The sequence below is a fragment of the Microcoleus sp. K5-D4 genome (genome assembly GCF_036704575.1).
Lineage (GTDB): Bacteria > Cyanobacteriota > Cyanobacteriia > Cyanobacteriales > Microcoleaceae > Microcoleus.
Map to the genome: position 1 here is coordinate 15,555 of NZ_JAUBSD010000002.1, position 15,773 is coordinate 31,327.

Consider the following 15,773-nt stretch of genomic DNA (forward strand, 5'->3'; position numbering starts at 1 on the left):
AACTCACCGAAAAATATCGAACAACCGGAATATTCCTAACAGCGGGCTGAGAGGAGCTAGAGTCCCGCCTACATTATCCGAGAACGTCGCGCGACCCGATCGCCTTACCATAATTACATCATTATTTTGCAGTTTGGGATTAGTTTCTTCATTGGCAGTTGCAGAAAAATTAACCTTAACAGTTAGCTGCGAAACGGTGCCGTTAGGATTGAGGCGAATTAAATTCACCGAATCCATTTCTGCCCGCGCTTTATTAAAACCTCCCGCTGCTACCAGCGCTTGATTTAAAGTAGTGTTGGGCAGCACCGCAATCGCTCCGGGTTTCACGACTTCTCCCACAATGTTCACCTTAATCGTATCCGGTGAAAAATTAGAATTAGCAACTTGTTCGTCTTGGGTTTCATCGAGGTTTTCGGCTTTGGGAACGATTACCGTATCTCCCTGTTGCAGCGCTAAATCTTGGGATACATCTCCCCCTTCCAAAAGTTGCCACAAATTCACATTAATAATTTGTTCTGTACCCGCGCGTGTCAGGCGCCGAACTTGTATTTGTCTGATATCAGCTACCGGCGTAATGCCGCCCGCCATTTTAATTGCCCTCGTTACAGTTTGCTGCAAAACAGTTTCCCCGCCGTTGGTTTCCCTGGCAGCAAACAAACCAGAATTTTCACCCATTTCATTCTCTTGTACCCTACTTTGAGCCTCTTTTGCCAAAGTATAAGTACCGGGGCGAGTTACTTCGCCCACCACAGCAATATTAATGGGTTGAGTGCTTTGTCCGGTAATATTAGCTACTGCTAAAGTCGGTGCTTCTTGGCGGTTGAGGCTAGTTACAGTGGGAATAAATATAGTATCGCCGTCCCGCAAAGTCATATCGGCCCGCAAATCGCCGTTTTGCAATAATTCCCACAAATCCACACTAATAATTTGTTCCGGTGCGTTGCGCTGGGGGCGGCGAATTTTGATTTGCCGCACGTCTGCTGACTGCGTAATTCCGCCGGCCATTCGCAGAGCCCGCGATATCGTTGGCATTTGAGTTCCCATTTGCTCTGCTGTGCCTCCGGGGCCTGCTGCTGAGGATATTGTATAAGCTCCGGGGCGGTTGATTTCGCCCGCGATCGCAATTTGCAAAGGACGCGGCGCCAGCAGTTTCAGGGTAATCCAGGGACGTTTAAGGTATTTGCCATATTTGTCTTTAACAGCATTAGAAGCTTGTTCTAGGGTCATCCCGTACACCGAAACGCTGCCAACTAACGGCAAATTCAGGGAACCGTCTGCCTGTACTTGGTGTTGACCGTTAGGGCCGCTGTATTCCGGGACGTTGAAGATGTCCATTTGAATACGATCGCCCGCTCCCAAAGTGTAAACTTCCGATCGTACACTTGAAGGTGCACTTGCCGGAAACCCCTGAAATCCCGGCGCTAGAGGTACCGGTACAGGAACAGGAGAACCCGCATCAGCAGGAGGAGGAGGAGGAGGAGGCATAAACTGGGCAGCCGCAGGAGATGAACCCACCGCCGCCAGCACTGACACTGTTAAACTTTGAATCATTAAACTTTTGACAGCATTGCTTGCCCAATAACTTAGCTTGCAGCTTTTGCTGGAAACCTCTGCCTCAGCCCCTTTCCTTGCCCGAAAGGAGAGAAATTCTTCCCTTTCCCTCTCCGCGAAGGGGGCACAAGGGTGAGATTTTTTCTCAAGTTGCACCTTGCGCGAATAACTTTTCACCACCATCGCTTTTTGCCCCTATCCTCATCCAACCCCGCCAACATCAAATGTAACCCAACTCTTCTAACTTGCTGAGAACTTTTTTAGCACTCTCTTCCACACTTTCTCGCTCTGTGTAACAAATAATCTCAGGATTGAGCGGTTCTTCATAAGGATCGTCAATTCCCGTAAAACCCTTAATTTCTCCTGCTCTCGCCTTAGCGTATAGCCCCTTGACATCGCGACCTTCGCACACTTCTAACGGCGCTGTGATATATACTTCAACAAAATTGGGCTCCATTGCTCTAATTTCGTCGCGAATTGCTCTGTAGGGGCTAATAGCTGCGGTCATTACGGCTACTCCATTGCGGCTCAGCAGGTGAGCTACAAATCCAATCCGCCGAATATTAGTATCTCTGTCTTCTTGGCTAAATCCCAAACCTTTTGACAAGTTGGTGCGAACGACATCTCCATCCAATATTTCAACTTTGCAACCTCTGGCCTTCAATTCGGGTTCGAGAGCTTTGGTGATAGTTGTCTTGCCGGAACCGCTCAGCCCGGTAAACCACAAAATAAAACCTTTTTCCATTTTCAGCCGTTAATTAGTAACTGGGAAATTATTAAGACGTAAAACTTTATAGATGCTGTTCCCTTTTTTCTATTATCGTTATTCGCGGTGTCATCTTGCCAATATTGGCGCGCCAAAAATGAGAAATCAAAAGTTGCGATCGCTCCTGCGGTCATTTAGTAACAAAATTGTGCGAGCGCTGCATAATTCCCGATTTATTATTTGTCAAGTCTTTAGACAGTAAAATTCAATTCGCAGTCGCCAACGCCGAATATCTATCCGTAGCGCACTCATCACCTTACTGAGCCTTTCGCCATCTAAAATCTAAAATGGTATTGCCTATGTCTTCGGTCTTAAAAGCAGATGTTTTGGTAGTCGGTGGCGGCACCGGCGGCACTGCCGCAGCCGTGCAAGCAGCCCGCCGAGGTGCCAAAACTATTTTAGTAAGCGAATTCCCCTGGCTGGGAGGAATGCTAACTGCTGCAGGCGTTTCGGCCCCTGATGGCAATGAATTAGCAGCTTTTCAAACCGGTTTGTGGGGCGCGTTTTTGCGGGAACTTCAGCAGCGACAGCCGGGAGGTTTGGATTGGGGCTGGGTAAGTTTTTTTACTTACGATCCCCGCACCGGTGCTGAAATTTTCGCTGATTGGGTTAAATGTTTGCCGAACTTACAGTGGATTTGTGGACAAACAGCTCAAGATGTGCTAACAGAAGGCTCTCGCATTTCTGGCGTCCGGTTTGCAGATTTTACGGTTTCGGCCAAAATCACTTTGGATGCCACGGAATTGGGAGATTTGCTGGCTTTAGCCGAAGTTGGGCACCGCTGGGGTTGGGAATTCCAAGCCGAGTGGGGAGAACCCAGCGCGCCCATCGCCTCTAATGCTCTCACAGAGAGGTATTCGGTGCAAGCCCCGACTTGGGTGGCAATTATGGAGGATTTTGGTAAAGGTGCAGTGGCGCCAGAAATTCCCGCGCCGCCTATTGACAATCCCGATCGATTTATCGGTGCTTGGGACGGTTACACTCCCGAACAATTTCTCAATTACGGCAGGCTGCCAGGGGGATTGTTGATGATTAATTGGCCGATTCGAGGTAATGATTATGGTGAAGGAGTCGATCGACTCATTAAATCTGAAGCATCTCGACAAGAATTCCTGCAAGAAAGTCTCTGGCATACTCAAAGTTTCGCCCGCTTCATTCAAACGCAACTCGGCCACCGCTACGGCTTAGCACAGAATATTTTCCCGATTTCAACGATCGACAATCAACAAAATTCTTCCCTTCTTTCTTCCTTTGCCTTACATCCTTACTACCGAGAAAGTCGGCGCTTGCGAGGGATAAGTACAGTCAGAGAACAAGATATTTTGCCTATTGTCGGTGGAAGAGTCGCGAAGTTGCCGATAAATTCTGAGGGCATTTGTGAAACAATTGCGATCGGCAACTATGCCAACGACCACCACTACACCAGTGGCGACATTCCCTTGCAGCCCAAATCGATCCGGTGGGGCGGCCGCTGGACGGGAACTCCGTTTACCATTCCTTACAGCGCGCTAATTCCTGCGATTACAGACGGTTTGCTAGTGTGCGAAAAAAATATTTCCGTCTCTCACATCGCCAACGGTGCAACTCGCTTGCAACCGACGGTAATGAATATTGGACAGGCTGCGGGGATGGCGGCGGCTTTGTGCGCGCAATCTGGATGTCAGCCGCGGGAGTTGCCGGTGAGAGTTTTGCAGGAAGCTTTGCTGCAAGATTCCGAGGCGAGTGCGGCAGTTATTCCTTTATTTAATTTGACACGGGGGCGATCGGACTGGCTGGATTGGCAGCGCTATTATCTCGATCGACCTGAAGCATATCCCGCCAGCGGCGAATGTCAGGAGTCAGGAGAGAAACAAAGCAGTCAAACAGCAAATACCCACAGCCCATTTTCTGGCATTTTCCGTCGCCTCGGCGAACAAGACTGGACACTAACGCTGACAAGCCCCGCATCATTAGGCGGTCAAACTTGGCAACTCGTGACTTTGGACTCGGAAACCGACCGATTTTTACACAATTGCGAAACCGAAAAGCCTCTGACAGTATGGGGTAGGCTGAATTCGGCAGGTGCTTGGCTGCTGGCGGAATCAGTAGAATTGAAGAGGTAAGGTTTTTTGCAGAGATCCGAAAATTTCACAGAAATTTATCCTGATCGATCGGGGAGAGTCCGTATCAGTTAATAGACAATGACACGGATACTAACCCCATGCAAACTTACACACCAATTGCTTTACACAGTCTTTTGGGCGTTACTTTGAGCGCCACTGTCGTTCGAGCCTTTGAATCCCTCGTCGGACTGCTCGAAGTTGCCACCGCTTCATACATTTTATCCGCCCAAACCGAACAAAGGGGCGATCGTTCTCCAGAAAGAGGCAGCGGACGCCGAGAGTTCATGGAGTCTAATCTTTACACTCATCAACTACAAGCATTTTAATGACATTGGACGAAAGCGATTTCCGTTATTGAGTTAGTTTCAGCAGCCCGTGTCGAGCGCTCAATCTGATTTCCGGGGATGCTAGTTTTTCAGGTTTCCAAGGCAACTGCATTTCTTGTTTACAGTCATTAGGCTCTTCTTTTATGTGAGTGATGATAGCATATAAACCTTAAACCGCCATCTATCGAGAGATTGAATCTCGTATGTGGCGGTTTTGTATATTATTGCAACCGTCTGGGTAGTGCAATTAGGAATTTTTTTATTAGTGAATCCAGAGATTTTATTTATTCTCTTTTACATCGACTTCTGACTGCTTCATAGATCAGATGCTACGCATAGTGTCTGTTGCTTCGGGAGGGGAAGAGGGTGAGAAAGGGAGAGGGAAAGATAATTATCCGCTTTTTATACAAGGATTTTAGGATACAATTTAAAGGCGCGATAGCTTAACTAAAGCCTGATTCCTTCTTCTTTTTTCCTTCTGATTCGTGATTCCTGATTGCTGATTCTAGAGTTTGATAATTTCAGGGAAATTCATCCTGATCAGCCTGGGTAATGTCGTATCTCTAAATAGATACTGACAGGACGAATACTACCCATGAAAACCTACACTGCAATTGCTTTACTGAGCCTGTTGGGCATTACCTTGAGTGCCAGCGCCGCTCAAGCTTTTGAATCTTCACTCCCCATGCTCGAAACTGCCACCGCCCAATATATGTTGTCAGCCCAAACTCAACAAAAGGGCAATCGCCCTCCTCAGAGGGGCGGCGGACGCAGGCATTTTACTGAGCCTAATGTTTACACTCATCCGCTACAAGATTTCTAATCGCACTGGACGCAAGTGATAACCACAACTGAGTTGCTTCGGGCAGTTCATTCGATCGCTCGATCGGATTTTCTGGGATTCTAGTTTTTCAGCTTAAGCGACAACTTCACTTTTTGTGGACAGTTCTGAAGAGATTATTTTTTTGTGATAAATGATAGCATATAAACGGGGAACCGCCATCTACCTAGAGATAGATTCTAGTATGTGGCGGTTTTGTTTTGAAAACGCTTCAATTAAACAGGAATTACCCACAGACCTGGGATAATCTGGGTTTTTCAACCGATATCCCCCGTCTTCCACGCCTTATTTTGGCGTTACACAATTTGAGGAGGATGCTTGTAGGGTGTCCCGCCTGCTGTGAAAATACAGCGGACGGGCTACGAGATCCCATCCCACAAAACCATCAAAATCTTCCCGCAATTATGCAACACCCTTATTTTATTTGATCGAACCGGGTTTCGGCATCCATGACTCTTCAAGAATTAGGGGCTCGGAGTCGCCTCAAATTCCTGGGAGCGCAACAGTTATTTACCTTCTCCCCCCCACAGGTAGGGTTTAATTTTCAACCGCTGCACTATAATTAACTTGCGATAACTAACTTATATATAGGTAAACTGTCAGCGCAGAGGGTGCAGCAATCTACTTAAATTGGCCACCAATAAGAACCACTTATGCGGTGTGGATAGCCTTTAAGCCCATGCCCCTGTTACCTCAGGGAAATTAACTAACCTGAATATTAGGGTAGCTGGCAAGCTTTCCGGCGACAGTCGGCTATGCTTGATTCGGCGCTCTCGCAATAATTTAATGGAGGATGACAAAATGCCTCCTAATTTGGCTATTTCGGGGATAGTGATGAAAAATGACTCTTTGGATCTGGTCAAAAGCCTCAGCCCTAGTGCAATGGATCAGATCATGCTATATCTGGCGTTTAGCGCCATGAGAACCAGTGGGCACAGGCACGGGGCGTTTCTAGACGCGGCCGCAACGGCGGCTAAGTGTGCCATTTATATGACTTATATGGAGCAGGACAACAACCTGCGGATGACCGGACACTTGCATCACATTGAGCCTAAACGAGTGAAGGTGATTGTTGAAGAAGTCCGGGAAGCTCTGACTCAGGGAAAACTGCTGAAAATGTTGGGTTCGCAAGAACCTAGGTATTTGATTCAGTTTCCTTATGTCTGGCTGGAACAGTATGGTTGGATGCCGGGACGCCCTCGCATTCCGGGAAACAATTTGACTGTAGATGAAAAAAAATATCTCGAAGGCAAGATTCCTCCGAATCCGCCAGACGCTCAACTGATCAATTCTTTTCAGTTTATGGAGTTGATCGAGTTTCTGCACAGGCGATCGCAAGAAGATATGTCTCCAGAAAGGCGAATGCCTTTGAGCGAAGCTCTAGCAGAACACATTAAGCGGCGCTTGATCTATTCTGGGACAGTGACTCGCATTGATTCTCCTTGGGGAATGCCGTTTTATGCCCTCACCCGCGCTACTTACTCTCCCGCAGAGCAGGAAGAGCGGACATTTACTATGGTTGAGGATACGGCTAGATATTTCCGGCTGATGAAGGATTGGGCGGAAAAACAACCGAAGGTGATGCGAATTATGGAGACTTTGGATATTCCGCCGGAACGGCTCGACCAAGCCCTTGAGGAATTAGATGAAATTATTCGCAATTGGGCCGATCGCTATCACAAGCGGGGCGAACCGACGATGATTTTACAAATGGTTTTTGGGCCGCAAGACGACGCTTAGTTTGATTAACTATTAATCATTAGTCATGAGTTGATTGCTTGAGACTAATGACTAATGATTAATAGCTAATAGCCCTAGACGGCGCAACAGGCTTTTTTTGCAAAAATACTGCGTTAATCGTTTGAATTATCGTAAAAAACCAGGTTGATTGGGTCGAGAATGCGTCCAGGATTAACTAAGCTAAAAAAGCTCTCCAGGTCGCCGCTAAAATAATCGCTGCGATCGCTCCTATGAGCGTATTAAAAAAATTTACCACCTCGTTCGTCAGCCACTCAAACTTTGATTGCACCGTCGCCCCAATCACGCTCTCAATGTTCGTGGCAATAAAAGCTGCAATAACACAAAAAACAATTCCTGTCAAATCAATTAAACCGACGGCCCAACTCAACAGCGCAATCAGAATTGAACCGACAATACCCGCGATCGTTCCTTCCAAACTTACGGCCCCTTCCGTACCTCTAGGCACAGGCTGCAAGCTGGTAATCAAAAAAGTCCGCTTCCCGTAAGCTTTGCCGATTTCGCTGGCGCTGGTATCGGAAAGTTTGGTGCAAAAACTCGCCGCGTAACCCAGCAATAACAGGGAAATAGCATCTTGCGGCACAGGCATCTTGTCTGTATTGCCTAAAATAGATAATGCCAAAACTCCCACAGCACAAAGAGTAGCGGTTAAAGCAGAACCCCAGACATTTTCAGGGCCTCGTGCGCCTGAACGCTTTTCGGCTATGCCTTCTGCTTCTTTTTGCGCTTTGCCGATGCGGGTAACTCCCGATCCGACAAGAAAGTAAAACATCACCACAGCATAGCCTTGCCATCCCAAACAGCCCCAGATGAGGACGCCCAATACCCAGCCGTGAAATTGGCCAGCGGGAGTGAGCAATTTTTTAGGAGCAATGGTGGCGATCGCGAGTAAAACTGTATTTAGGGCGATCGCCACCAACCAAGGATTAGACCAAGATAAATAATTAAAGAACAATTCTGAATTCTGCATTTAGTACCTCCATGAACCAAGTTTTATTTCATCTTGCCTTCCCCGTGACCGATATTGCCCAAACAAAAGCGTTCTATGTAGACGGGCTCGGCTGCGAACTAGGTCGCGAATCGCCTAATTCTGCGATTATGGGTCTGTGTGGTCATCAAATAGTCGCCCACGTCAGCCGCGAACCTTTGACGCCTCAGCTAGGCATTTATCCCCGGCATTTTGGGTTAATTTTTACTTCCGAAGCTGACTGGGAAGCGTTGCTAGAAAAAGCCCAGCAAAATAACTTAAATTTCTATCAAGAACCGAGACGGCGATTTGTTGGTTTGCCTACAGAACACCGTACTTTCTTCTTAGAAGACCCTTTCCACAATATACTTGAGTTCAAGTATTATTGTGAAGCTGAAGCAATTTTTGGTCGCAGCGAATACGCTGAAGTTGGCGATGCTGTTTGATATTTAGTCCGGTAGCGATTTGCCGCCTGTGGGGGCGGGTTTAGGAAATTGTTGGTTTTAGGCAATTACTGTAGGTGAAACCTGCCCCTACAAAATTTGACATTATACAAGAATGAATAAAACGGTTAATCATGAACTTTCAATGGTTCGGAAAGTGCTTCAGCCACCGCTTTTAAACTGCTTGAATGCCTCGCCATCATGGCATGGGCGAAAACAGACAATTTTACTTCTTTGGCAGCAGATATTTGGGAACTAGAAGCGGGTACGATGATGAAATCCCAATCTGTCCAAATCGAAGTAAAATTGAGCTTTTCCAACAAGGCAGCATCTCGATTTAAATCTTCCAGAAAAGCACTGCCAGGACGCATTTGGATGCAGCCTTTTCCCCAGAGAGTGTAAGCCATCCAAGTACCGCTGTGAGGAGAAGATATGGCAATAAAGCGCTGCACTCGGTTAATGCCGCCTAACCTTTGCAGGTAGTAGCGAGTTACTAAACCGCCCATGCTCAATCCTACTATATCTAGATGCTGTTCTGGCGCAAAGGTTTTGTCTATATAATCTGCTATTTGTTGGGCTAATTCGTCTATGCTGGCGTTGCCCCAATGGGGCGAGAGATTGAGGGTGTAGACTGACCATCCCTGTTGGGTCAGGTAGGCAGACATTTTGTGAAAAATTCCCGATTTTCTGAAGATTCCGTGAATCAGCAAGACTGGGTTGCGGCTGAAATTGCTATTCATTTTTAAGTGGGAATTGTATTTTCAATAGGTGCTTTGAGTTCTTCAACTATTGCGTTAATACTTAGGGGCTCGGTCACCATTTGGCGGTGCAGCAAAACGTTGACTTTAACTTCTTTACCTACTGGCATTTGGGAGCTGTTTGCCGGTACAATCATTATGTCAAATGGCGTCCACATTGATGTAAAGTTTATGCGTTTGAGCATTGTCACATCTTGATTTAAATCGCGCAGCAAGCCACTATCGGGGCGCATATCCAGGTATCCTGGTAGGCGTAGGGAATAGGCGGTGAGGGTGCCGTGGTGGGGGGAAGATAGGGTGATGAAACGCTGTACTCGGTTGATTCCTCCGAGTCGCTGGACGTAGTAGCGGCTGACGATGCCGCCCATGCTGTAGCCTACTATGTCTAAAGATTGTTCTGGCTCGAAGGTTTCAGAGATGTAGTCTGCGAGTTGCTTTGCCAGTAAGTCGAGCCCGAGGCTGCCGTCGTTGGGGGTGAGGTTGAGGCTGTGGACTGACCATCCGAGTTCGGTGAGGCGGGCGGACATTTTGCTGAAAATCATCTTTGTGTCCCAGATGCCGTGTATGAGGATGACGGGATTGCGATCGAGCGAACTGTTCATTTGAAAAGAAAATTGCTTGCTAATTACAGCATAAATCACTCCCCTAGGGAGTTTTACCCCTACTAGGACAGCTAGGGAATCGGATCGAGGTACGATCGGCAATTAGTGGGAATCGGTAAAAAATTCTGAGATACTTGTAAATAAGTGCAAAGCAGCCTGGTATTTATACCTAAAAGTTGCTTTGATGAGCTAGCTTAGATACAGCAAAATGTAAATTTTGATTAAGAAATGTAGACTAAAGTTGCCTTACCTCGTAATCTAACTTTGTTGACAAGCTTGTACAAATTTCTCTAAAAGAACAAAAGGAGTAAGTCTAATGTTTGGTTTTATCAAAAATTTCTTCGGCGGTATTTTCGGCTTTTTCGGCAGACTGTTGGGCTTGAAAAAGTCTGAATATTTCCTAGATTTGGGCGAATCGGGAGCAAAGGAACCAGCAAAAGTTGCCCCTGCGAAGGCTGAGCCTGTTGCGATCGCACCGGCAAAAGTTGAGTCTGAAAAGTCTGTTAAGTCTGAGAAGTCTGAACCAGCTAAAAAGGCTAAGGTAGAGAAAAAGTCTCAGAAAGAAAAGGAACCAGTTGCTAGCGTTCCTGCTAATACTGCGGAACCCGCAAAAGTACCTGCAGTTGCAGCAACTAACGGCAAAGTGCCGAGTCAAGCTGAACCGAATCGGACTTTTGCTCCTAATAATTTAATGCCGACATCAAATGCAACTCGTCGTGGCCCTGGCCCCAGCATGAACAATTTCCGGGAAATGGCTCGTCAGGTGAAAACGAAGTAGGAAATTGGGAATTGATAATAGGGAATTGGGCATTGGATAATTCCCAATGCTGACGTTAACAAATTAAAAATGGGATTCCTCATTTTTAATTTTAACTATTTGTTCTATTCCCTATTTTCTTGGTTTCTGAGGAAAGCTAATCCGCTGTATAGCTGAAAAGCTGAGTCCCAAGGAGTTTCGGATTTGCGCTCGACTTCTATATGAGATTCGATCTTGCTCAACATATTAGTGTAATCGAGCACTGTCTCGGCAAAGGGCGTAAATTCTGACCAAACTGTAACGTCAATCTGGCGATCGAATATTTCCAATAAGTGATTCCAGTTAATTCGGGTGGTACTTTGAGGAATTTGTTGAGAGTTTTTGACTCTCGATGTTTTGTTTTTATGATTGGGTGAAGTGGGGAGTTCGGCTGAAGCTTTGGTGAAGTCAACTCCTTGTTGAAATTCGTAACTTTGGTCGCAAATTCGCAGAATGCAGTTTCTGCTGGGAATGTGCAAGTCACAGATTTGAGCGTAATCTTGCCTGATTTCTCTGTGGCGAAATTGCTCCTTTCTTCGGTTGGGGGAGTAGTCCATGACTTCGATGAACATCGGCAACAGGCCTTCTACTCTTTGGGTAACTTCTGACCAGCTAAATTCGATCGCACCGAGTCGATCGAGTTTATCTTTACAAACAACGGCTGGGGAAGAAAGAGACTGGAAGTGTTGCACTCGGAAGATTTGGATTTTTTGAATATCGCTTAGGCTTGCCCAAAATACGGGAATGCCGACTTTGAGGAGTTCTTGACCGTAAATTCGGAGTTCGGCGATGGGGCCAGTTTTGTAGAGTCTCCAGCCGCGGCTTTGGATTTGCATCCGGGTTGTGTAGGCGTCGATTTTAAAGATTCTGCTGATATTTTGTACGGCTGCGGCTTTGTTTTCGGGACTCACGGGTTCGAGGATGAGGAGTCCGGGTTCGAGGTTGCTAGGGTCGTTTTTGGCGGTTTCTATGGCTTGTTGGCGGAGGTTTTGTTGGGCGGTTTCAATCCGTTGAATAGCTTGGCGGGTCTGGGAGAGGATTTTGGGGTTGGTGATGTCGCGGAGTATTTGTTTGTAGCTTGTTTGGGCTTTTTCGAGATTGTTGGTGAGTTCGTAGTAGCGGGCAATATAGTATTGTACCCACGGATTTTCGGGAGATTCTTTTTGTAGTTGTTTGATGAGTTGGGCAGCTTGTTTGTAGTCTTTACCCTCTAGGGCGGCGGCTATTTGGTTGATGTCTGTCATGGCGGTTGCGGAAATGGCGTTGTTTCTATATTGGCTGATGTTTGGTTGGTTCCGCCACTGGTTAAAAATTTTTGCTGTTGTGTTAACTTATAGATACGATATGAAACTATGACAATCATTGAAAAAATACGTGTCAAAATTGTCAAAAATGATTTTGAGCTTTCACAACATGCAGTAAACCAAAGCATAGTTCGCCGTATCAGGGTACAAGAACTCCGGGAAGCAATAATGGCTGGTGAAGTTATCGAAGAGTATCCCGATGACAAATATGGCCCAAGCTGTTTGATTTTAGGCTTCACCCTTGCCAACAGACCTTTGCACGTTCAGTGCAGTTATCCATCTCGTCCTTTGGTAAAAATCATTACTTTATACGAACCAGAACCGAAAATTTGGATTGATTTTAAGTTAAGGAGAAATAAAAATGAACAATGATATTTGGCAAGAAACAATGGTGGAACAAAAAGTAAATTATACCCTTGAAATCAATGGTAAGTTTATTATTATTGAAAATGTTCCTGCTAGAGTGTGTTTGGAAACGGGAGAGCGATTTTTTTCACCTGAAACTGTGGAACAGTTGCAGAAGATGATTTGGGAAGATAGAAAGCCTATTAGGGTGATTGAAACACCTGTTTTCGAGTTTGCCTAGCGGTTGGTTTAGATTTAGTTATAAGTGGTTGGAATTAATGCTTAAGCTGTAGGAACCTTTGCTTGTGCGATCGCCTCCTTTAACAACTATTTTATAAGTGCCGTTACTAGGTAATTTTACGATGATTTGAGACTCTCGGAGATTCTGGGAGTTGCCTGGTGTTTGGGCAATATTTTTGCCGCTGGTGTCCAACAGTGCTATGTTGTGGTCGAATGCTCTGCTTTTGAGGTCGATCGTAATAGATTGACCGGCCCGTCCTTGAAATGTGTGTTCGCTGGGGTCGCCGTCTTTTAGGGTTCCCCGCTGCTGTAGGATGGAAAGGGAGGTGAGTTTTGGGCGATCGACATTGCTCAATTCTAAGCCGTAATTGGTCACGGGTGCTTCGGAGCCATTTCCTTCTCGGACTGCGATGATAAAGGCTGTTTTGTTGTTGGGGTCTGGGACTATTTTGTCAATAAATTGGGATTGTATTTGTTTTGCAGTTAGAGGTTTAGGTTGGTTGAAGTTGGGTTTTGAGGTACAGAAAAGCACGGCTCCGTCTAGATAGCGGGCGGCGTAGAACCAGTAGTTTTGACCGTTAGTTGTAAATTCGTTTCTGCTAAAAATAGTGAATCTTTCAAGTTGCGGTAGTTGCTGATTGCGCTGGCAATTTTTATCGATGTATATTTCGTTGGCTGATGGCTGTCGCTGGGCGAAAACTGCTGGGACGATGGTGGTTACAATTGCTGAGATGATGGTGAGGGTGAGGGTGAAGGGCGATCGGCTTTTCATAAATACTTGTTTATCTTTATTATTGTCAGGTGTTGTACGGTGTACTTACTATTTTATCTTTGTTTTAAATAGTTTTCTAATTCCGCAGTGCGCTGTTTAGTCATGCGAGCCAAACATTCACTGAGGAAACCTCCATAACCCGTACCGCCCCGATTTTTATAAACTTCAAATTCACAGGTTTTATCTCTTAACTTAATCCACCCTAATTGTGCTTCGGAAAGTAGCGATCGCTCTTCGCCACTCAATTGGGAAATTAGTTGTTTGTAAACCTCGTTTAGTCGTTTATCCGAGGCTTCGTAATTCAACCGAATACAAGTTCTGACTTGTGCATCTCCTTGCGGGCGATCGCAATTAATCTGTTGAGCAATGGGAAAAATCGGAGATTGTGCAGAAACTGATTGTGTACCGAAAATTGCCAAAAGCGTGTGAAGCGAAGCTATCCCGTAGGGAATCGACCAAAAGGGCGATCGACCTTTTCTCAACTCTATTTTCATGACTCGTCAACTCATTTATCTGATAATTCCTCTTAACACCAGACAGAGTTGATTTGATTAATTTAAGTATTTTTTTATATTTACTGAATTAAAACGCCTTTTTTTATCAGATTCCCAAAGTGTGCTTGAGTGCTGCGTCCACTGCTGCCATATCTGACCAAGTACCAATTTTGCGATCGATTTCAACTTCTAGAAGCGTCACAAGATTGTCTGTCATAATTACCGAGTCAGCTAGCAATCCCGTTTGCTGCCCTTCCGGTGTTGCAGGGAAACAAAAACCCGGCTTTGGTGTCCTGAACGGGCTAAGTTGCTAGTAATCATTGCCGTAATTGTTTGCCCTAAACCAGTCCCCAGATTATTAGCTTGAACTATCAAAGCTGGACGGCGTTTCGCAGTACGCAAATTCGAGCTGGGGAACAAAACCAAAACCACATCACCGCGACTATAAGGCATCGTAAGCATCCATCTCCGGTAGTTCCCAATCAGGAGCAAATCTACTTAACCGAACCCGTAAATCTGCTGCTTGTTCCTGGTTGATACCGCGAGATTGCAAGTTTACTAACCCTCCTTGTGGCATAAAAGTAACAATAACTTGCGCTTCTTCTATGTTGGCGGGCATTTCCAATAACTCAATTTTGCCATTTCGGTATATCCCCTCTACTGACTGTAACATATTACTTCTCTGATACTTATCTATTTACATTTTAGCTGCGATCGCCAAACCCAGCAAGTCTCGGTACTTTTGTGTGGATATTAACACTTCTCAAAAGCAGCGCCCACCAACGATAAAGCAGCTATCGGCGCAGTCACAGCCCTGAGAATTCTACTACCCAAAGAAACAGCTTCAAAACCAAATTCGATCGCTCTTTTCACCTCAGCCTCAGTCCATCCACCCTCCGGCCCAACAGCAATCACAATCGATTCTCCCCCAGTCGGGGGCGGGCACGGGGGCACCGCCCCTACAAAGGGGGGATCGAAACTACCAATCAAACAATCCCACAAATGCCGATTGTCCCCGCGAGCCACACAAATATATCGATATTTTTGACCGCAATCTTTGACAGCAACATCAAGCGAAACAGGCTCTAAAATGGTCGGCACAATTTGCCGTTCCGACTGTTCCGCCGCCTCCGCAGCAATTCTTCTCCACCGCTCAACTTTTTGATCACTTGGTTTGAGCAAAGTTCGATCGCTCGTTACCGGCACAATACTTGCCACACCCAACTCCGTCGCCTGTCTCACAACCTCGTCAAAGCCGTTTCCCTTGGGCAATGCCGCCATCAAAGTAACTTCCACGGGTAGCTCCCTGTTAACAGCAATTTCCTCTGCTATGGAGGCAAATAACCCGGTTTCCCGTACTTCTAGGACTGCTAACCACCAATGTCCCCGTCCGTCCATCGCAATAAATCGATCGCCCGCTTGCAAACGTAGCACTCGATTTAAATAATGTTGCTGTTCTCTAGTTAGGTCGATTTTGCGCTCGCAAATTTGAGCTGCTGTAATTGCTAATCTTTGTAATTGAGGCATTGAATTTGGGATTGTTCGTTTTCTATTAGAGATTTTTTTATTTAACCGCAGAGAACGCAGAGAACGCAGAGAAAGAGAGAAAGAGAGGACATAGGCAGACGGGGTTTCAAGGGCTAATAAATAATAAAGGCAAAGCATTTACAACCAGATTTATGTTAAAAATCCAAGTTTTTTTCTGCAA

The 15,773-nt window shown here is 45.9% G+C and carries 19 protein-coding genes; 8 read left to right on the plus strand and 11 right to left on the minus strand.

The window, feature by feature from the left end; all coding sequences use genetic code 11:
• Positions 1-3 precede the first annotated feature (3 nt).
• Both QUA77_RS00880 and cysC read right to left on the minus strand, forming a co-directional pair.
• On the minus strand, positions 4-1,551 hold the full coding sequence (locus QUA77_RS00880) for an SLBB domain-containing protein (protein WP_333448974.1): 1,548 nt from the start codon (positions 1,549-1,551) through the stop codon (positions 4-6).
• Positions 1,552-1,771: 220 nt separating this feature from the next.
• Positions 1,772-2,296 carry an adenylyl-sulfate kinase gene (gene cysC, locus QUA77_RS00885; protein WP_333034878.1) on the minus strand — a complete coding sequence of 175 codons (525 nt, stop codon included), beginning with the start codon at positions 2,294-2,296 and terminating at the stop codon, positions 1,772-1,774.
• A gap of 320 nt (positions 2,297-2,616) precedes the next feature.
• On the opposite strand from cysC, the gene QUA77_RS00890 reads away from it, so the two are divergent.
• The 4 genes from QUA77_RS00890 (at position 2,617) to hetR (ending at position 7,326) form a co-directional block, all read left to right on the plus strand.
• A complete protein-coding gene (locus QUA77_RS00890; protein WP_333448975.1) occupies positions 2,617-4,419 on the plus strand; it encodes an FAD-dependent oxidoreductase in 1,803 nt (600 codons plus the stop codon).
• 98 nt (positions 4,420-4,517) lie between these two features.
• On the plus strand, positions 4,518-4,745 hold the full coding sequence (gene patX, locus QUA77_RS00895) for a heterocyst-inhibiting protein PatX (RefSeq protein ID WP_333034880.1): 228 nt from the start codon (positions 4,518-4,520) through the stop codon (positions 4,743-4,745).
• A 595-nt stretch (positions 4,746-5,340) separates the two neighbouring features.
• Positions 5,341-5,568, plus strand: coding sequence for a heterocyst-inhibiting protein PatX (gene patX, locus QUA77_RS00900; RefSeq protein ID WP_333034881.1), 228 nt, complete (start codon positions 5,341-5,343; stop codon positions 5,566-5,568).
• 852 nt (positions 5,569-6,420) lie between these two features.
• Positions 6,421-7,326, plus strand: coding sequence for a heterocyst differentiation master regulator HetR (hetR, locus tag QUA77_RS00905; RefSeq protein ID WP_333034952.1), 906 nt, complete (start codon positions 6,421-6,423; stop codon positions 7,324-7,326).
• Positions 7,327-7,501: 175 nt separating this feature from the next.
• Here hetR and QUA77_RS00910 read toward each other — a convergent pair whose 3' ends face one another.
• Entirely contained in the window at positions 7,502-8,314 is an 813-nt protein-coding gene (locus tag QUA77_RS00910; RefSeq protein WP_333034883.1) for a TIGR00297 family protein, read from the minus strand.
• Positions 8,315-8,325: 11 nt separating this feature from the next.
• On the opposite strand from QUA77_RS00910, the gene QUA77_RS00915 reads away from it, so the two are divergent.
• Complete coding sequence (locus tag QUA77_RS00915) at positions 8,326-8,757, plus strand: VOC family protein (RefSeq protein WP_333034884.1); 432 nt, start codon at positions 8,326-8,328, stop codon at positions 8,755-8,757.
• A gap of 125 nt (positions 8,758-8,882) precedes the next feature.
• Here the strand turns inward: QUA77_RS00915 and QUA77_RS00920 are convergent, their stop codons facing one another.
• Both QUA77_RS00920 and QUA77_RS00925 read right to left on the minus strand, forming a co-directional pair.
• A complete protein-coding gene (locus QUA77_RS00920; protein ID WP_333034885.1) occupies positions 8,883-9,494 on the minus strand; it encodes an alpha/beta fold hydrolase in 612 nt (203 codons plus the stop codon).
• 2 nt (positions 9,495-9,496) lie between these two features.
• The gene (locus QUA77_RS00925) at positions 9,497-10,114 is read right to left on the minus strand and encodes an alpha/beta fold hydrolase (protein ID WP_333034887.1); all 618 of its coding nucleotides are present in this window, start codon (positions 10,112-10,114) and stop codon (positions 9,497-9,499) included.
• Between the two features lie 316 nt (positions 10,115-10,430).
• Here QUA77_RS00925 and QUA77_RS00930 point away from each other — a divergent pair, with 316 nt between their 5' ends.
• Positions 10,431-10,892, plus strand: coding sequence for a hypothetical protein (locus QUA77_RS00930; protein WP_333034888.1), 462 nt, complete (start codon positions 10,431-10,433; stop codon positions 10,890-10,892).
• A gap of 104 nt (positions 10,893-10,996) precedes the next feature.
• Here QUA77_RS00930 and QUA77_RS00935 read toward each other — a convergent pair whose 3' ends face one another.
• Positions 10,997-12,154, minus strand: coding sequence for a tetratricopeptide repeat protein (locus QUA77_RS00935; RefSeq protein ID WP_333034889.1), 1,158 nt, complete (start codon positions 12,152-12,154; stop codon positions 10,997-10,999).
• A 108-nt stretch (positions 12,155-12,262) separates the two neighbouring features.
• Here QUA77_RS00935 and QUA77_RS00940 point away from each other — a divergent pair, with 108 nt between their 5' ends.
• Positions 12,263-12,586 carry a DUF4258 domain-containing protein gene (locus QUA77_RS00940; protein ID WP_333448976.1) on the plus strand — a complete coding sequence of 108 codons (324 nt, stop codon included), beginning with the start codon at positions 12,263-12,265 and terminating at the stop codon, positions 12,584-12,586.
• Entirely contained in the window at positions 12,576-12,800 is a 225-nt protein-coding gene (locus tag QUA77_RS00945) for a YgiT-type zinc finger protein (protein ID WP_190735510.1), read from the plus strand. The genes QUA77_RS00940 and QUA77_RS00945 overlap by 11 nt, the downstream gene beginning before the upstream one ends.
• Positions 12,801-12,818: 18 nt before the next feature.
• On the opposite strand, the gene QUA77_RS00950 is transcribed toward QUA77_RS00945, so the two are convergent.
• From QUA77_RS00950 to QUA77_RS00970, 5 genes are all read right to left on the minus strand, one after another.
• Positions 12,819-13,571: a PPC domain-containing protein gene (locus QUA77_RS00950; RefSeq protein WP_333034891.1), complete on the minus strand. Its 753-nt coding sequence runs from the start codon at positions 13,569-13,571 to the stop codon at positions 12,819-12,821.
• 53 nt (positions 13,572-13,624) lie between these two features.
• A complete protein-coding gene (locus QUA77_RS00955) occupies positions 13,625-14,065 on the minus strand; it encodes a lysozyme inhibitor LprI family protein (protein ID WP_333034893.1) in 441 nt (146 codons plus the stop codon).
• 231 nt (positions 14,066-14,296) lie between these two features.
• Positions 14,297-14,518, minus strand: a complete 222-nt coding sequence (locus tag QUA77_RS00960) for a type II toxin-antitoxin system PemK/MazF family toxin (protein ID WP_333034895.1) — start codon at positions 14,516-14,518, stop codon at positions 14,297-14,299.
• Positions 14,508-14,738 carry a hypothetical protein gene (locus QUA77_RS00965; RefSeq protein ID WP_333034897.1) on the minus strand — a complete coding sequence of 77 codons (231 nt, stop codon included), beginning with the start codon at positions 14,736-14,738 and terminating at the stop codon, positions 14,508-14,510. The genes QUA77_RS00960 and QUA77_RS00965 overlap by 11 nt, the downstream gene beginning before the upstream one ends.
• An 80-nt stretch (positions 14,739-14,818) precedes the next feature.
• Positions 14,819-15,592 (minus strand): 16S rRNA (uracil(1498)-N(3))-methyltransferase, encoded by a 774-nt coding sequence (locus tag QUA77_RS00970; protein ID WP_333034899.1) that lies wholly within the window; start codon positions 15,590-15,592, stop codon positions 14,819-14,821.
• Positions 15,593-15,773: the final 181 nt, after the last annotated feature.

Excerpts from the sequence above, each read along its gene's own strand:
- QUA77_RS00880 (WP_333448974.1), bottom strand. The coding sequence starts at position 1,551 with ATGATTCAAAGTTTAACAGTGTCAGTGCTGGCGGCGGTGGGTTCATCT.
- cysC (WP_333034878.1), bottom strand. The coding sequence starts at position 2,296 with ATGGAAAAAGGTTTTATTTTGTGGTTTACCGGGCTGAGCGGTTCCGGC.
- QUA77_RS00890 (WP_333448975.1), top strand. The coding sequence starts at position 2,617 with ATGTCTTCGGTCTTAAAAGCAGATGTTTTGGTAGTCGGTGGCGGCACC.
- patX (WP_333034880.1), top strand. The coding sequence starts at position 4,518 with ATGCAAACTTACACACCAATTGCTTTACACAGTCTTTTGGGCGTTACT.
- patX (WP_333034881.1), top strand. The coding sequence starts at position 5,341 with ATGAAAACCTACACTGCAATTGCTTTACTGAGCCTGTTGGGCATTACC.
- hetR (WP_333034952.1), top strand. The coding sequence starts at position 6,421 with ATGAAAAATGACTCTTTGGATCTGGTCAAAAGCCTCAGCCCTAGTGCA.
- QUA77_RS00910 (WP_333034883.1), bottom strand. The coding sequence starts at position 8,314 with ATGCAGAATTCAGAATTGTTCTTTAATTATTTATCTTGGTCTAATCCT.
- QUA77_RS00915 (WP_333034884.1), top strand. The coding sequence starts at position 8,326 with ATGAACCAAGTTTTATTTCATCTTGCCTTCCCCGTGACCGATATTGCC.
- QUA77_RS00920 (WP_333034885.1), bottom strand. The coding sequence starts at position 9,494 with ATGAATAGCAATTTCAGCCGCAACCCAGTCTTGCTGATTCACGGAATC.
- QUA77_RS00925 (WP_333034887.1), bottom strand. The coding sequence starts at position 10,114 with ATGAACAGTTCGCTCGATCGCAATCCCGTCATCCTCATACACGGCATC.
- QUA77_RS00930 (WP_333034888.1), top strand. The coding sequence starts at position 10,431 with ATGTTTGGTTTTATCAAAAATTTCTTCGGCGGTATTTTCGGCTTTTTC.
- QUA77_RS00935 (WP_333034889.1), bottom strand. The coding sequence starts at position 12,154 with ATGACAGACATCAACCAAATAGCCGCCGCCCTAGAGGGTAAAGACTAC.
- QUA77_RS00940 (WP_333448976.1), top strand. The coding sequence starts at position 12,263 with ATGACAATCATTGAAAAAATACGTGTCAAAATTGTCAAAAATGATTTT.
- QUA77_RS00945 (WP_190735510.1), top strand. The coding sequence starts at position 12,576 with ATGAACAATGATATTTGGCAAGAAACAATGGTGGAACAAAAAGTAAAT.
- QUA77_RS00950 (WP_333034891.1), bottom strand. The coding sequence starts at position 13,571 with ATGAAAAGCCGATCGCCCTTCACCCTCACCCTCACCATCATCTCAGCA.
- QUA77_RS00955 (WP_333034893.1), bottom strand. The coding sequence starts at position 14,065 with ATGAAAATAGAGTTGAGAAAAGGTCGATCGCCCTTTTGGTCGATTCCC.
- QUA77_RS00960 (WP_333034895.1), bottom strand. The coding sequence starts at position 14,518 with ATGCCTTATAGTCGCGGTGATGTGGTTTTGGTTTTGTTCCCCAGCTCG.
- QUA77_RS00965 (WP_333034897.1), bottom strand. The coding sequence starts at position 14,738 with ATGTTACAGTCAGTAGAGGGGATATACCGAAATGGCAAAATTGAGTTA.
- QUA77_RS00970 (WP_333034899.1), bottom strand. The coding sequence starts at position 15,592 with ATGCCTCAATTACAAAGATTAGCAATTACAGCAGCTCAAATTTGCGAG.